Annotated in this window: 18 protein-coding genes and 2 tRNA genes; 15 read left to right on the forward strand and 5 right to left on the reverse strand. The window is 39.8% G+C overall.

What is annotated here, in order from left to right; all coding sequences use genetic code 11:
• Nucleotides 1-91: 91 nt before the first annotated feature.
• The 14 genes from rph (at nucleotide 92) to T344_RS0101730 (ending at nucleotide 9,390) form a co-directional block, all read left to right on the forward strand.
• Nucleotides 92-814: a ribonuclease PH gene (rph, locus tag T344_RS0101655; protein WP_027627280.1), complete on the forward strand. Its 723-nt coding sequence runs from the start codon at nucleotides 92-94 to the stop codon at nucleotides 812-814.
• 85 nt (nucleotides 815-899) lie between these two features.
• Nucleotides 900-1,493, forward strand: a complete 594-nt coding sequence (locus tag T344_RS0101660; RefSeq protein ID WP_027627281.1) for an XTP/dITP diphosphatase — start codon at nucleotides 900-902, stop codon at nucleotides 1,491-1,493.
• 127 nt (nucleotides 1,494-1,620) lie between these two features.
• Entirely contained in the window at nucleotides 1,621-2,100 is a 480-nt protein-coding gene (locus T344_RS0101665) for a YfcE family phosphodiesterase (protein WP_027627282.1), read from the forward strand.
• Nucleotides 2,101-2,307: 207 nt separating this feature from the next.
• Nucleotides 2,308-2,381, forward strand: a tRNA-Gly gene (locus T344_RS0101675).
• A gap of 15 nt (nucleotides 2,382-2,396) precedes the next feature.
• Nucleotides 2,397-2,473: transfer RNA gene (locus T344_RS0101680), tRNA-Arg, on the forward strand.
• A 513-nt stretch (nucleotides 2,474-2,986) separates the two neighbouring features.
• A complete protein-coding gene (locus tag T344_RS0101690) occupies nucleotides 2,987-3,214 on the forward strand; it encodes a hypothetical protein (protein WP_027627283.1) in 228 nt (75 codons plus the stop codon).
• A gap of 117 nt (nucleotides 3,215-3,331) precedes the next feature.
• Complete coding sequence (locus T344_RS0101695; RefSeq protein ID WP_027627284.1) at nucleotides 3,332-3,700, forward strand: ArsR/SmtB family transcription factor; 369 nt, start codon at nucleotides 3,332-3,334, stop codon at nucleotides 3,698-3,700.
• A gap of 13 nt (nucleotides 3,701-3,713) precedes the next feature.
• Complete coding sequence (locus tag T344_RS0101700; protein ID WP_027627285.1) at nucleotides 3,714-4,490, forward strand: EFR1 family ferrodoxin; 777 nt, start codon at nucleotides 3,714-3,716, stop codon at nucleotides 4,488-4,490.
• Complete coding sequence (locus tag T344_RS27355) at nucleotides 4,487-4,957, forward strand: NAD-dependent epimerase/dehydratase family protein (RefSeq protein ID WP_242842008.1); 471 nt, start codon at nucleotides 4,487-4,489, stop codon at nucleotides 4,955-4,957. The genes T344_RS0101700 and T344_RS27355 overlap by 4 nt, the downstream gene beginning before the upstream one ends.
• A 299-nt stretch (nucleotides 4,958-5,256) precedes the next feature.
• Nucleotides 5,257-5,955 (forward strand): class I SAM-dependent methyltransferase, encoded by a 699-nt coding sequence (locus T344_RS0101710; RefSeq protein ID WP_027627286.1) that lies wholly within the window; start codon nucleotides 5,257-5,259, stop codon nucleotides 5,953-5,955.
• 278 nt (nucleotides 5,956-6,233) lie between these two features.
• Entirely contained in the window at nucleotides 6,234-6,419 is a 186-nt protein-coding gene (locus tag T344_RS0101715; RefSeq protein ID WP_027627287.1) for a hypothetical protein, read from the forward strand.
• A gap of 14 nt (nucleotides 6,420-6,433) precedes the next feature.
• Nucleotides 6,434-6,688 (forward strand): spore coat protein, encoded by a 255-nt coding sequence (locus tag T344_RS0101720; RefSeq protein ID WP_027627288.1) that lies wholly within the window; start codon nucleotides 6,434-6,436, stop codon nucleotides 6,686-6,688.
• Nucleotides 6,689-7,762: 1,074 nt separating this feature from the next.
• Nucleotides 7,763-8,344 (forward strand): glycoside hydrolase family 11 protein, encoded by a 582-nt coding sequence (locus T344_RS0101725; protein WP_027627289.1) that lies wholly within the window; start codon nucleotides 7,763-7,765, stop codon nucleotides 8,342-8,344.
• 128 nt (nucleotides 8,345-8,472) lie between these two features.
• Nucleotides 8,473-9,390, forward strand: a complete 918-nt coding sequence (locus T344_RS0101730; RefSeq protein ID WP_027627290.1) for a formylglycine-generating enzyme family protein — start codon at nucleotides 8,473-8,475, stop codon at nucleotides 9,388-9,390.
• A gap of 81 nt (nucleotides 9,391-9,471) precedes the next feature.
• Here the strand turns inward: T344_RS0101730 and T344_RS30915 are convergent, their stop codons facing one another.
• The 5 genes from T344_RS30915 to T344_RS0101760 all read right to left on the reverse strand — a co-directional run bounded on the left by T344_RS30915 (nucleotide 9,472) and on the right by T344_RS0101760 (nucleotide 13,065).
• Nucleotides 9,472-9,612, reverse strand: coding sequence for a hypothetical protein (locus tag T344_RS30915; protein WP_154669407.1), 141 nt, complete (start codon nucleotides 9,610-9,612; stop codon nucleotides 9,472-9,474).
• A gap of 638 nt (nucleotides 9,613-10,250) precedes the next feature.
• On the reverse strand, nucleotides 10,251-10,691 hold the full coding sequence (locus T344_RS0101745) for a hypothetical protein (protein ID WP_027627291.1): 441 nt from the start codon (nucleotides 10,689-10,691) through the stop codon (nucleotides 10,251-10,253).
• 45 nt (nucleotides 10,692-10,736) lie between these two features.
• Nucleotides 10,737-11,180, reverse strand: coding sequence for a cell wall hydrolase (locus tag T344_RS0101750; protein WP_027627292.1), 444 nt, complete (start codon nucleotides 11,178-11,180; stop codon nucleotides 10,737-10,739).
• Nucleotides 11,181-11,418: 238 nt separating this feature from the next.
• Entirely contained in the window at nucleotides 11,419-12,180 is a 762-nt protein-coding gene (locus tag T344_RS0101755) for a 5'-methylthioadenosine/adenosylhomocysteine nucleosidase (protein WP_027627293.1), read from the reverse strand.
• A gap of 96 nt (nucleotides 12,181-12,276) precedes the next feature.
• Entirely contained in the window at nucleotides 12,277-13,065 is a 789-nt protein-coding gene (locus tag T344_RS0101760) for an ATP-binding protein (protein WP_027627294.1), read from the reverse strand.
• A gap of 191 nt (nucleotides 13,066-13,256) precedes the next feature.
• Here T344_RS0101760 and T344_RS0101765 point away from each other — a divergent pair, with 191 nt between their 5' ends.
• Nucleotides 13,257-13,958 carry a Crp/Fnr family transcriptional regulator gene (locus T344_RS0101765; protein WP_027627295.1) on the forward strand — a complete coding sequence of 234 codons (702 nt, stop codon included), beginning with the start codon at nucleotides 13,257-13,259 and terminating at the stop codon, nucleotides 13,956-13,958.
• Nucleotides 13,959-14,049: the final 91 nt, after the last annotated feature.

Below are 14,049 nucleotides of genomic sequence, written 5' to 3' on the forward strand. Positions count from 1 at the left end.
ATAACTTTTTTACTGTTTATTTATCTAAATAGGCCGATGATTTTTGAAGAATTTTAAGATATTATTTATACAGCATTTTAATGGAGGAATTATGTTGAGGCAGGACGGAAGAATACATTCAGAGCTAAGACCGGTAAAAATTACAAAAAATTATATAAAACATGCAGAAGGTTCGGTACTTATTGAAGTAGGAGATACAAAAGTTATATGTACCGCATCGGTTGAAGAGAGGACACCTCCTTTTAAAAAGGATTCGGGAGAAGGATGGGTTACCGCCGAATATTCAATGCTTCCAAGAGCAACCGGCGTACGGAATCCCAGGGATATTTCAAAGCTGAAGCTTAATGGAAGAGCTCAGGAGATTCAAAGACTGATTGGCCGTTCATTAAGAACCATAGTAGATTTGAAACTTTTAGGTGAAAGGACCATAACCATAGACTGTGATGTCATTCAAGCCGACGGAGGTACCAGAACTGCTTCCATTACAGGAGGATATGTGGCCTTGGTGGATGCGTGCCGGAAGCTGAAGGAAAACGGTTTGATTTCAAAAATGCCTGTAACCGGCTATGTAGCTGCTACCAGCGTAGGCGTGGTAAATGAACAGGAACTGCTTGATTTGTGCTATGTGGAAGATAGTGCGGCAGAGGTTGATATGAATGTCATCATGTCAGACAAAGGTGAATTTATTGAAATTCAGGCAACAGGAGAAAAAAGCAGTTTCAGCAAAAAACAGCTGGATATTCTGCTCATAATTGCACAAAAAGGAATAGAGCAGTTGATACAGATTCAGAAGGAAGTACTTGGGCAGAATTGAATGTCCATGGCTGCTGTTGGTATAGAAGAATGAAAGAGATATAGAAAAAAGAAATGAGTAGTCGGATACTTCAGGGGAGTAAATGATGGAGAAATTGGTTGTAGCAACAAAAAATAAAGGTAAGATTGCAGAAATTAAAAAAGTATTGCAGACAATGCCTTTTGAAGTATTATCCATGGGTGATATCGGTATAACGGTAGATGTCGTAGAGGATGGAAAGACCTTTGAAGAGAATTCTCTTAAGAAGGCTGTGGAAATATGCAGCATATGTAAAACAATTGTAATAGCTGATGACTCAGGGATCGAGGTTGACTATCTGGACGGCGCCCCAGGAATTTATTCCGCAAGGTTTGGCGGTCCGGAAGCTACCGATGGGGACAGAAATGAAAAGCTGTTGCATATGCTCAAGGAGGTACCATTTGAGAAAAGGACCGCCAGGTTTGTATGTGCAATAGCTGTGGCCTTTCCCGACGGAAGGTCTTTTGTGGTAAAAGATAACTGTGAGGGCTTTGTGGATTTCAAGTGCAAGGGTGACAATGGTTTTGGATATGATCCGCTTTTTTATGTCCGGGAATATGATAAAACGATGGCTGAGCTAAGTATGGATATTAAGAATAAAATAAGCCACCGCGCCAAGGCTCTGGAAAAGATGGCAGATAAGATCAAGGATTATTTGTAGAATATTCGCAGTTAAATTATATTTTGTTATTTATATATTTATATTTATTTAAAGTTGATTAAGAGTTGATTAAGAATTTATTTGAAGATATTTTAATGTTATTTTGACTCTATGGGGGAAGGACATAATGAAAGTGCTTGTAATGAGTGATACTCACGGTTACATATTCAATGCAAAGGAGGCTCTGGCCAGACATCCCGAGGTTGAGATGGTCTTGCATCTAGGAGATTATTGCAGAGATGCATCACAATTGAGCCAATTGTATCCCGATAAAAAATTTGAGTATGTATACGGCAACTGTGATATCGGAGTAGGAACCATCAGTGCCGATAAGACAATTGAAATTGACGGTGTTACCATATTTATGACCCACGGGCATAAATACAGCGTAAAGTGGGATTATAACCGTATATTATCAAAGGCGAAAGCTGAGAATGCTTCGGTTATCCTGTTCGGTCATACACATGTGGCTGTTATTGACAATGTTGATAACAAGCTTGTAATAAATCCGGGAAGCATGAGTGAATCCAGGAGCAGCAAATCCGAATCCTATGTGATTATGGAGGTTGCCGGGGGAAAGGTTAATGCGGATATTTATTACGTTTAAGGTTATCCAAAGGTCTGAGGAAGGCTTGAACATGCCCAAAAATGCGTTGAAAAAGGCGATTCTGGAGCCGTTTAATAATGGGTTGAGAAATACTTAAATTTAGTAAAAAATATAGTTTTATGTGTTGACAAACTAAAAAGTACCCTGTATAATATCAAGAGTCGGCTGGCGATAAACACTCTCAAATGCTGATGTACCAGGGTTAATGCGGGTGTAGTTCAATGGTAGAACATCAGCCTTCCAAGCTGATTGCGTGGGTCCGATTCCCATCACCCGCTCCAATCAAAATTTAATATGTGCCCATAGCTCAGCTGGATAGAGCAACGGCCTTCTAAGCCGTAGGTCTTGGGTTCGAATCCCCATGGGCACGCCAATTAGGAAAGCATCTACATTTATGTAGATGCTTTTTGTATATAGTTGATTGGGGATTCGAACCTGGAAGGGCGCGAGCGTGAAGCAAAACGACCTGAACGGTCGTTTTGTAGTGAGCGTAGGAGCCCGGCATCGTAAGCGAAGCGACTTACGGGTGGGACCAGTCTCCCCATAGGCCCCTCTGGCCTTCCGGCGGGGATTTAAATAATAGATGGATTCGAACCTGAGAGAATATGGAGTGTTAATTTTATGCTCAAACCCTTTATTTATAATTGATATAATATTTTCTTTTTACTTAATTTCTATGAAAAGCAAAATTAAATACATGGGATAGCATCAGTAGAGGCATAATGTGTGACAAAAAGATAAATATTATTGGTATAGAAATATTCATTACTACCATCAATGAATTCATAATCTGCCTGATAAAAGAATTTTAGCGGCTTAAAAATGAGTTAATGCTATCGACCAGATGAAGCTCTATCGGAAACTATTTAGGAGGGAGATGCATAATATGGAACGTTATAAGGGTAGTGACGGCGAATCTGGCATCATTGCGTATGAATCTGGGAATGATTATATAAGAGTTCAGTTTTCCACCGGGACAATATATCGCTATACCTATAAAAGTGCTGGTTCCTATAATATAGAACGTATGAAAGTTCTTGCACGAAGCGGCGGAGGGCTTAATACATATATAAATACAAATATCAGGAAAATGTATGAAAGAAAAGAACGATGATTATTCTAATGTTTTCTTTCGTCTCGATTTTCTTTCCCAATGTTGTACTGCGGTGGACAATGTTCTATACTAAAAATGGTTCAAATATTTGGACCATTTAACCGAGAGGAGTACGCTATGGATTTTGATAAACAGATAGATATCATCAAATCTGATTTTGAAGAAAGTCGTCGACTGCTTCTCGCCATCGGGGATGAGACCCGGCAGTCCATTATCATTACGCTAATGAGTGCTGGATGCGACGGAATGCGAGTAGGCGAAATTACAGCAAAGACACACCTTTCCCGCCCGGCAGTGTCCCATCATTTGAAAATCTTGTTGGACGCAGGATTGGTAGATGTATGGCATGAGGGCACTATGAATTTTTACACGGGTAACTTTGGAACCGAATTTCAGCATTTGTGCAATTTAGTGCATCACATCGAGGAGTTTCGCACAGCGGTGACCGAAACCTTTGGCAGTGACACCTGTTACAGCGTTAAATAAGGAGCGTATAATCATGACAATCTTCTATTTTACATCCACCGGCAACTGCCTTGCAGTGGCTAAGAAAATCGGCGGTAATCTTGTTTCTATTCCACAGGTTATTGATTTACCCGATCTTCATTTTAAGGATAATGTCATTGGCCTGATTTTCCCTGTTTATGGCTTCGGAATGCCCAAAATGGTCCGTAAATTCCTGGAAAGAGCCACATGGGAGGCCGACTATTCCTTTGCCATCGGTACCTATGGAAATTTGCCCGGTGCGGCCATGGTGGATGTGCAAAAATTTGCGAAGAAATATGGACAGTACTTCGATTATGCCGAAAGCCTGTTGATGGTAGACAATTATCTGCCTGGCTTTGATATGAATGACCAAATAGCCAAGCTGCCGGAAAAGCATATTGATGAGAACCTTTCCCGGATTATTGCGGATATTCAAAACTGCAGAACTTTTGATGCAGTGGCAGGACCTGCCTGGAAAGCCCTTACCGCAATGATAAGAAGCGGTGAGAATCTTTTTATGAACGGCAAACAGGGGCAGCGTTACATGATAAGTCAAGATTGTACCAAATGCGGTATCTGTGCTAAAAGCTGCCCTGCCGGAAACATTGCCGTCACTGATCAAGTAGTATTCAAAAGTCAATGTGAGGGGTGCCTTGGATGCGTCCACATATGCCCCCAAAATGCGATACATATGAAAAATGAAAAGAGCATTGCACGGTGGCGTAACCCCGATGTTTCACTGAATGAAATTATCACTGCAAACAACAGGCAGAAAGGAAACACAAAATGAACAAAACAATTGCAGTCACCGGTGGCACAGGCTATATTGCCGGATTTGTCATTGCCGAATTTTTAAATCACGGCTATATGGTACGAACAAGCGTGCGCAGCTTATCAAAAATCGAATACTTAAAAAAAGAGCTATCCACTTTTGTGAATGAAGAAGTCTTATCACGTCTTTCGGCGTTTGAGGCTGATTTAACTTCGACAGAGGGCTGGGCAGATGGTTTTTCCGGTGTAGACGGTATTATTCACGTTGCTTCTCCTTTGGGACACGGTACAGAGTCAGCAGAAGAATTGCGGCATGTTGCTGAGGGCGGCACGCTGAATGTCCTGCAAGGCGCGTTGGATGCCCGAATAAAGCGGGTTGTCATGACGTCCTCCCAAGCGGCTTCTACCCCAAAAATATCCGCAGGGAAAGTTGTGCTGGATGAAAGATTCTGGAGTGATGTCAATAATCCTGAACCTAGTAATTGAATTTGACTTCTTGGGTTATATATTTAAAATAGTTTATTTAAGGTGGAAAAGATGGAGTGAGGAGGCTGGATTAGTTACTTTAGTAAATTCATAGAATGATGGAAGGCAGCAGCAATATATGATATGATAACGATAAACAAGAATTTGCCGAGTAGCCCAGAGCTATGGATTATTTATATTTGACAAAGGAGCTATCAATGGATTTCCATTTACTTGACATGGAGAATTGGGAGCGAAGAGAATACTATACGCATTATATTAATGAAAGGTTATTAATATAACACAGGAAGGATAAATCAATGAAAAAAGATAATGGACTATCTGCATGGGAAACCAATGCTGAGTTTTGGGATGATTTTATGGGGGAAGAGTCAAATCATTTCCACAGGGATTTGGTCAGACCTTTTACTGAAAAATTGCTGGACGTAAAGGCGGGTGACTTGATATTGGATATTGCCTGTGGAAACGGAAATTTTTCACGGAGACTTGCAGAAAACGGTGCTAATGTTGTTGCGTTTGATTACAGTCCAAAGATGATTGAGCTTGCCAAAAGGAGACGTGCCAATTTTCTCGATAAGATAAATTTCAATGTATGTGATGCAACCAACTATGACGAGTTGCTGACTTTAAAACAGGACAGGCCGTTTGATAAAGCGGTTGCCAACATGGCGATTATGGATATTTCTGAAATAAGTCCTCTTATGAAGGCAATTTATGAGATGTTGATTCCAAATGGTGTCTTTGTTTTTGCAACGCATCATCCATGCTTTACGTATCCTAACAAGGATTATTTCACCTCCTGTATCGACGAGGGTGAAGCAATTGCCGGTCAGCCGGTTCTTCAAAACTACTATCACCGTTCCATGGAAGATATTTTTCGTGAAGCTTTTGATGCAGGTTTTTTAATAGATGGATTTTATGAAGTGCCCTTTAAAGACCAGAAAACCCCTATTATTATGATTGTTCGCCTTAGGAAATTATTGAATATAATATTATAATATGACCCTGACAAATTTGTCGAGCAGGCTGACTCCTTGTGAAAAGAGTCAGCCTGCTTTTTTTGCCTGCATCCCAAGTGCCTGCCGGCTGATACTCGCAAAGTAATGGCGGAATTCAAAAAATGTCCAATCAACGGAACAGAAATTGGCATGGGACAGCTGCGCTGACGGATATTGAAGGCAATTAACTTTTACTACATGTGAATATTCTATTCATATTCTGGAATACTAAATGTTGGAATACTAAATACAAGAATATAATTGAAAGGAGTTTTTTGATGTCACAATTAAATCAAACTGAATTGCAGAACTTGCGCCATCTTATTGGTGCTCACGACACCGCTTATCAAAAATTACAGGCTTATGCCCAGCAAGCAACCGATCCTGAAATTAAGAAGTTTTTTGAGGATGGAGCACAGGGTGCCATGAAAACTAAACAACAGCTATTAGGCTTTTTAAGCTAAAGGAGGAAGTAAGAATGATACAGGAGAAAATAATGGTAAACGATGTTCTTTCCTCTGTAAAGAGCAGTCTGACGTTCTATGCCAACACCATTTCCGAATGTGCGAACCCCACGCTGCGTGCTGCCATTCAACAGATTCGTAACAATGATGAAGTATCCCAGTATAAGCTGTTCCAGATGGCACAGGCTAAAGGATATTATAAGCCCGCCCTCATGGCTAAGGATGACGAAGTACAGCAAACCAAGTCCCAGCTCACTGAACAGCAATAAAAAACCTTTAACCGGTTTCGGTCAGAATTCAATAAGTAAGTAAAGCCAGCTGTATGCTTTTATATAGCAAAAAGAATATGGCTATAAACAAAGACCCTGTAGGACAGTACTATAAATGCCCATCCTGCGGGGTCTTTGCTTTTTGAACAGAAATTACTTGCCTGGCGGCTTTACAGCTCCAGCATGCTTTAGTATAAGGCTTGCATGACCCCGCTTGGCGCTATTCCAAGCACGATTCTGTGTAATTGTTTCATCACATTATAATGAATTGTTGGCTATAAAGAGGGTATTATTCGAAAGAGTATAAAATCAGCCGCAAATTTTACAGGAAATTAGTATGTTATATTAAAAATTAAGATTCGGTTTATTGAGAAAGTTACAGAAAGTATTACAACAAAATACATCGATATTCAACAAACTGTAACATTTTTAAATATTTTTATAAAACTGACAACATTTTACAAAAATACATATTTACAAAAATAAACTTAAATGGTATCATTAGGTTAAGATAATTTCCATAAATTTACATCTTGGGGAGGCGGGAAAGAATTTTATTGAATTCACTTTTTCTTATGAAAGTTTGCTTTATATGTTATCTTGCTAAAGTTCCATTATTTCATTTACACCTAAAGTAATTGTCAGAGATGTGTTTCTATGAGATTTTCCACAATTCAATCAAACAGAAATTTACTAATTCTAAGTAACAAAAATATTCTATGTTTATTTATGAATCCAATCAATAATCTACTTAAAAAGTGAAGTGGTTTATAGCAGTATGCTAATTTTACAATAATTTTATGTAAATTTTATTGTGAGTGTATTCAGTTTACTATTTTTACCGGTTTCGTTCTATTTGGTATTTTAATTTTGTTGTTTCAAGTAAGAGTATCTTCTCAGAAAGGAGGTGAAGTCAAATGTTAACCGAATACGACACGGGATAAGTAATGTACGGTAAAGTGCACAACCGTCAAAAACATGAAAGGGAGTGATTCCTGGAAAAAAATATTTGATTTGTATACAGGTAAGTAGTAACTAATAACTAGTAAAATTAAATTTAAGGAGGCTTATATTATGTTAAAGATTAAAAGATTAATGTTATGTTTGGCAATTGTAATGAGTTGTTCTATGTTTTTTGCATTAATTGGAAATGCGGCAACAAACTATTCACAAAGCTGGACTAATGGTCAGGGAACAGTAAATTACCAAAATTTATCCGGTGGACAATACAAAGTTAACTGGAGTAATGTCGGGAATTTTGTTGCCGGTAAAGGCTATAATCCATCGGGAAGCAGAACTATGAGCTGGTCCGGTTATGCCAGCGGTGCTCAATATTTTGGTGTCTATGGGTGGCTTACAGGACCGTTGGTTGAGTATTACATCGGTCGTGGCGGCGGTAGCAGCAAAGGCTCCTATAGTACCAGCAAGGGTACATACACCTTATATACACAATCGGTAACAGGTCCTTCAATTCAAGGAAATACGACTTTTACACAGTACAATTGCAGCGGTAGCGGCAGTAGCGGCATAAATCTTGCAGAACACTTCGCAGGCTGGAGAACATTGGGGCAACCTGTAGGCAGTACAAATTACTGTATAGTAGCGGTAGAAGGATGGGGAGGCAGCAGCGGCAGTGCTGATGTAACAGTTAACTAAGTCCTTTGCCAAGGGTAATTAAGTCAACTTTATTAACCAGAGGCCGTCTGGTGGATTCCACGAGGCGGCCTTAATCGTACCTTTTCAGGTTTAATTTGTTAGCCATAACTTTTAAAGGAGATATATTAATGAAAAAACTATTAATTATTCTTTTTTTATCAATACTAGTTGCTGGCAGTGCATGTTCTCAAGCAGGACCAAATAACCAAGAAAAGCTTGAAGATCAAGAAAGACTTGGTAATTTTGTATTAGTCAAAGGTGGAACTTTTAAAAATACAAAGTCAAAATACTATGGAAAAAGTTTAAATATATCTGACTTTTTTATCTGTAGATATGAGGTAACTCAAAAAGAGTGGTTTGATGTAATGAAGAATAATCCCTCGGAATTCAAAGACAAAAATTGGCAGGTAGAAGTTGAAAGTAATCCCTCAGGATTTAAGGGCAATAATTTACCGGTAGAAATGGTAAGCTGGTATGACTGTGTAGAATACTGTAATAAAAGAAGTATAAAAGAAGGGTTAAAACCATATTACAATATTAACACGGATAAAAAAGATTTAAAAAATAAGAATGATAATGATAATGTAAAATGGACCGTAACCACCAATATAAAAGCTAATGGCTACCGGCTGCCGACGGAAGCGGAGTGGGAATATGCTGCACGTGGAGGTCAAATGGGCAAGAGTTATAAATACAGTGGAAGCGATGATGTTAATAAAGTAGCATGGTACTGGGTAAATTCAGGAGATAGAAACTTAACAGGCTTTTGGTCCTATTCTGTAATAAAAAGCAACAATAATAGGGCAAAACCTGTTGGTACAAAAATACCTAACGAGTTAGGCATATATGATATGTCAGGTAATATAAGGGAATGGTGCTGGGACTGGTATGAAGACCTGGATAGTAATAGCGAATCTGTACGGGTTATAAGAGGCGGCGGTTGGCTTGGTGACGGTTTCTGCTGCGAGCTGTCTTTCCGGGACAAGTGGAATGCAAATAGCAGGGGTAACGATACGGGCTTGCGTGTGTGCCGTGGTGAGGCTTAAGCATAGCTGAATATCTTTTACCACAAACAATATAACTAATGCTGCATGGGTTCACTGGGATTGTGATAAAAGGAAGGAATATTATAATATATCCCTTCCTTCAGAGGTCAGCAGAACAGGTGAATCTTTCAGCTCTTTAAGAAGTTGGTCTATTGCCCTTGAGTTTTCGGCAATTTGTCTTTTCAGTTCATCTTCACTCAGATGCGAAAATAGTTTTTCCATAAAATCACCACCTTTTAGTGTCATTTTACATTTTGAGTTTTAAGGAAGGATTTTATTAATGTTAAATCTTTATTAAAAGTTAATTCGATAAGATGGTAACTATGGGAGATTTTGCTTCCATACCGTATTTTTAATAAATAAAAGTGCGGTATTTTTTTCTGTCCGGTTTTAAAAAGCACTGTTTATTTTACTTATTTATTATAGGGTATTTTCCCTAAATAAAACTGAATATTCAAAGGGACTAAAGGCAAGAGGGGGTAGACGGATACTATCTCCTTTTTGCCGCTTTACCGGAATTATGCTGGAGATTGGCCCATTGTGCGAATATATATTTAAGCTGCCTTTAATTGAAAAATGAGGATTTACGGAATAAAAATTTCAGGAAAGCATACATTATGGAAAATAAACTGGTTAAGATGATCGGAAGACAGACGAAGGTATTGTTTAAAAATATACAGATTACCTTGGATGAAATAGAAAATGGCCGGCTTTTAAAGGTTTGTCGGAGCTGATTGATTCCGGGAACGAAATTTAAGTCACCTATTCGAAAACAACCTCTGCACGGTGAGGCAGAGGTTGTTTTTGTTCAGGAGAGAGATTCAATTATTTTTAGTATCAGACAAGTATCATAGCAAGTATTATAATAAGAAAGTAATAAATTTAATGGAAAAGAAATCAGCAGTCATTACATCGTCACTTTCTATAAGTCTTAAATTGATATAGTTTGCCCCAACGCCAACTAATGTTCCGGTTCTGTCCAATAGAGTCCCGGTTCCTATCAGGAATTCCACCCTCACTCTTCTTCCTAATTGAGTACGTAAAAAACCATTTAAATATTCTGTACTGGTTAATGTCAACGGCTCTGGCTGCGTCAAGGGAGTAATGGGTGCAAAATCCTGCGGTCCTCCTGTGATGGCTTGTGTGGGCTGACCTTGAGGCAGCATTGGCTGTCCCTGGGGAAATGCCGGTTGACCTTGAGGTGTGGTCGGCTGACTTTGAGGTACCATCTGTGTAGTGCCATCCGGTCTTTCTTCATAGCAGCAGGGCAGAGTATAATATGGAATCGGTCGGTTTGTCATAAAATTCGAACTTCCTTTCATGATTAGAATTTATTATGGTCGGTATTATGTCTGAGCGTATTTTTGAGTCGGGGTGTAAAAACAATGCTGGGCTATTCGTGTAAATATTACACCGGTATTACCGGGCGGAAAAAATGAGCCGCAGGTTGGCCTGAAGGGATTATAGTACCACAGGCAATCCGCCACCGCTCCCAGTATACCTCCCGTCAGTGCCCAATCAGCTATATCATAATGAAGTTGCTGCGGATTCATGTTATATATATTCTGAGGATTATATTGACCGCCTACGACTTCCTTCACACATGTAAACTGACCTGCCTGAAGGATTGCTGCCCGTACGTCGCCGTGAAGTTCCCTGAAAAACTGGCCATATGGTACTGTAGTTCTGTTCATGATTACCGACGCTACAGCCCTCATACCGTTATCACCTTCGCCTTCGGCTTCACATTGTATTATTCTGGCCATTAATTCCCTATTTGTGTATGGCATTCATTATCACCTTAAAGCAAATATTTATCACTATTTATTCTAATAGCAGTATATTAAAGGGTATTTGATAATGTTACATAATTGAAGAATTATGTAAATTAGCCGGATTTTCGGACTTCTATCAACCAATATACTTCGCAGAGGATATTTTCACATAAAAATACCCGGTACAAGAACCATGTATGATAATTGTTGAGAAAGCAGTCAAAACTTGTATATTCTTGATCTCCAATAAAAATTAATCAATTTCTGAAATGAATTGACGTACTATACCACGTGTGAAATGGCTGGCTGTTTTTTCAATAAACAATGGAAAATTAATGCTTGCATGCTCATCGGCCTTGTCGGATATTACTCTGAAAACAATATAATCAATTCCATGCTCGTAGCAGACCTGGGCTACCGCGGCTCCCTCCATTTCAATACACTTGAGGTCAGGTATATCCTCTGTCAGACTTCTGACTTTACTGCTGTCGGCAATGAATTGGTCGCCGCTTGCAACAGTGCCCACGACAACTTTTGGTGTTGTAATGCGGAACTCTGTCAGGGCTTCCTGTGACACATCTTCTGCCATATAATGTGATACATAATGCCTGGCGGATTTCGCCCCAAGAGCTGTAAGCCTGCTGTCGGCCTTGAATATGTCAACTCCCAGCAGAGGTATCTCGAACTTTTTACATCCCGGCAGCATGCTGGCGTCCATATCATGCTGTACAAGCCTGTCGGCAACTACTATATCGCCGATATTCAATGCTCTGTCTGCTCCGCCGGCAACTCCTGTGAATATGACCAGATCAACCTTAAACACCTCAATAAGACAAGTAACCGCAGATGCCGCAGCAACCTTGCCGCATTTTGAAAATACCAGGACTGCGTCCTTTCCGAAAAGTTTTCCTGTATAATAGTCTCTCATACCGATGGTTTTAGTTTCAGTGATCTCCATGCTTTTTGTGAGCAGCTTGATTTCCTGCTCCATAGCTCCAATTATACCAATTAACATAGGTTTCTCCATTTCATAAAAATAATAGGTCTGTGAAGCGTAGTGCCCACAGACCTATTATAATTGAAAAATTCCATATTTTAAAGAGGACTTGAATCAGTTTTGTCTGATTTCCCCATCCGTTCCAATTATTACAATACTCCAGGGAATTATTTTACCCGATTCCATGAGTGCTGTCTTTACTGCATTTACTATGCCGCCGCAGCAGGGAACTTCCATTCTCAGGATCTTAACGCTGTTAATATTGTTATTGGAAAGAATGGCTGTAAGCTTTTCGGAATAATCCCCTTCATCAAGCTTGGGGCAGCCGATGAGAGTTATCCTGTTCTTTATGAAGTCCTTGTGAATATTGGCATAGGCAAAGGCTGTGCAATCGGCTGCAATCAGCAGATCGCAGTTGTCAAAGTACGGTGCATTCACAGGAACCAGCTTTATCTGGCAAGGCCACTGCATAAGTTCGGAAGTGAGAGGCTGGGCCGAAACAGGAGCAGACACATTGCTTTCTGCTGATCTCTTTATTGCCATTGCCCTTGAACCGGGACAGCCGCCGTGCATTGGAGGGTGTGCATGCGGTACATGTGTTGCATGTGGTGCATGTGGTGCATGTGGTGCGTGTGCTCCATGAGATATATGCGCTGCAGCGGCTCTTTTCTCCATGTTCTCTTTAACAAGTTCTTCATCGTAGGCATCGGCCTCGCGTTCTTCAATTGTGATTGCATTTGTAGGACACTCTGGCAGGCAATTTCCCAGTCCGTCGCAGTAACTGTCGGATATCAGCCTGGCTTTGCCGTTTTCTATAACAAGTGCCCCCTCGTGGCAGGCATTTACACAAAGGCCGCAGCCGTTACATTTTTCCTCATCAATCCTTATAATATTTCTTTTCATAATATCCTCCTCTTGAGCTTGTGCTCCCTTAAAATTTATAGTTGGGTAATTGTATACTTATTAACATTTATGACTTACATTTGTGATTTATATATTTGGTATTGTTTTTTAGCTTATGGGATGATTATAAGGTATAATTGTATATAAATCGGTATCCTGAGATACAAAAAATAAATTTGGAGGAAAACGAGTTGAGTAAATATGAGATTCTTGCCAGGACCTTGTTAAAATGTGAACTGTTTGAGGGTTTTAACCATTTTCAGCTCAATACCATGTTGGAATGCTTCAGTCCAAAGCTGCATTCTTATAACAAGGGTGATTTTATTGTTATGGCGGGCAGCAGGTACCACGGTCTGGGAATCATGGTAGAAGGGAGTGCCGTCATTACAAAGGAAAACGCTGCAGGCAGCAGGGTTATGCTGGGTGTGGTCACAGCCGGAGAACTTTTCGGTGAAGTAATTGCATTTTCGGGAAAAGAGCAGTGGCCGGCGAATGTGCAGGCTCAAACCGACTGCGTGACAATATTTCTTGAAAATAATGCAATTATAAATCAGTGCAGTGAGGCCTGCAGCTTTCACTCACAGCTGATAAAAAATCTGCTCAAGACAGTGTCAAACAGGGCAATCATGCTCAACAGAAGGGTGGAGTACCTGTCCATGAAAAGCATCAACTCAAAAATAGCCTGCCTGCTGCTGGAGCATATGGAGAAGTCGGGCAGCCACACCTTCAGATTGCCCATGAACAGAAATGAAATGGCAGATTTTTTGAATATATCGAGGCCCTCCATGTCTAGAGAGATGGGAGTAATGCGGGATAGGGGGATAATTGAATTTCAGAAGGAGGCAATACGGATTTTAAAGCCGGATAAACTAAAGGATATGATCAATGAATAATTTAAAGTAATGAATAGATTTATATAACGAGTGAATCCATATAACGAGTAAATTCAAGTAATTGACTTCTTCATATTAATATGATATCATT

The sequence above is a fragment of the Ruminiclostridium cellobioparum DSM 1351 = ATCC 15832 genome (assembly GCF_000621505.1).
Classification (GTDB): Bacteria; Bacillota; Clostridia; order Acetivibrionales; family DSM-1351; genus Ruminiclostridium; species Ruminiclostridium cellobioparum.

Coding starts and splice junctions, on each gene's coding strand:
- rph (WP_027627280.1), top strand. CDS start 92: ATGTTGAGGCAGGACGGAAGAATACATTCAGAGCTAAGACCGGTAAAA.
- T344_RS0101660 (WP_027627281.1), top strand. CDS start 900: ATGGAGAAATTGGTTGTAGCAACAAAAAATAAAGGTAAGATTGCAGAA.
- T344_RS0101665 (WP_027627282.1), top strand. CDS start 1,621: ATGAAAGTGCTTGTAATGAGTGATACTCACGGTTACATATTCAATGCA.
- T344_RS0101690 (WP_027627283.1), top strand. CDS start 2,987: ATGGAACGTTATAAGGGTAGTGACGGCGAATCTGGCATCATTGCGTAT.
- T344_RS0101695 (WP_027627284.1), top strand. CDS start 3,332: ATGGATTTTGATAAACAGATAGATATCATCAAATCTGATTTTGAAGAA.
- T344_RS0101700 (WP_027627285.1), top strand. CDS start 3,714: ATGACAATCTTCTATTTTACATCCACCGGCAACTGCCTTGCAGTGGCT.
- T344_RS27355 (WP_242842008.1), top strand. CDS start 4,487: ATGAACAAAACAATTGCAGTCACCGGTGGCACAGGCTATATTGCCGGA.
- T344_RS0101710 (WP_027627286.1), top strand. CDS start 5,257: ATGAAAAAAGATAATGGACTATCTGCATGGGAAACCAATGCTGAGTTT.
- T344_RS0101715 (WP_027627287.1), top strand. CDS start 6,234: ATGTCACAATTAAATCAAACTGAATTGCAGAACTTGCGCCATCTTATT.
- T344_RS0101720 (WP_027627288.1), top strand. CDS start 6,434: ATGATACAGGAGAAAATAATGGTAAACGATGTTCTTTCCTCTGTAAAG.
- T344_RS0101725 (WP_027627289.1), top strand. CDS start 7,763: ATGTTAAAGATTAAAAGATTAATGTTATGTTTGGCAATTGTAATGAGT.
- T344_RS0101730 (WP_027627290.1), top strand. CDS start 8,473: ATGAAAAAACTATTAATTATTCTTTTTTTATCAATACTAGTTGCTGGC.
- T344_RS30915 (WP_154669407.1), bottom strand. CDS start 9,612: ATGGAAAAACTATTTTCGCATCTGAGTGAAGATGAACTGAAAAGACAA.
- T344_RS0101745 (WP_027627291.1), bottom strand. CDS start 10,691: ATGACAAACCGACCGATTCCATATTATACTCTGCCCTGCTGCTATGAA.
- T344_RS0101750 (WP_027627292.1), bottom strand. CDS start 11,180: ATGCCATACACAAATAGGGAATTAATGGCCAGAATAATACAATGTGAA.
- T344_RS0101755 (WP_027627293.1), bottom strand. CDS start 12,180: ATGTTAATTGGTATAATTGGAGCTATGGAGCAGGAAATCAAGCTGCTC.
- T344_RS0101760 (WP_027627294.1), bottom strand. CDS start 13,065: ATGAAAAGAAATATTATAAGGATTGATGAGGAAAAATGTAACGGCTGC.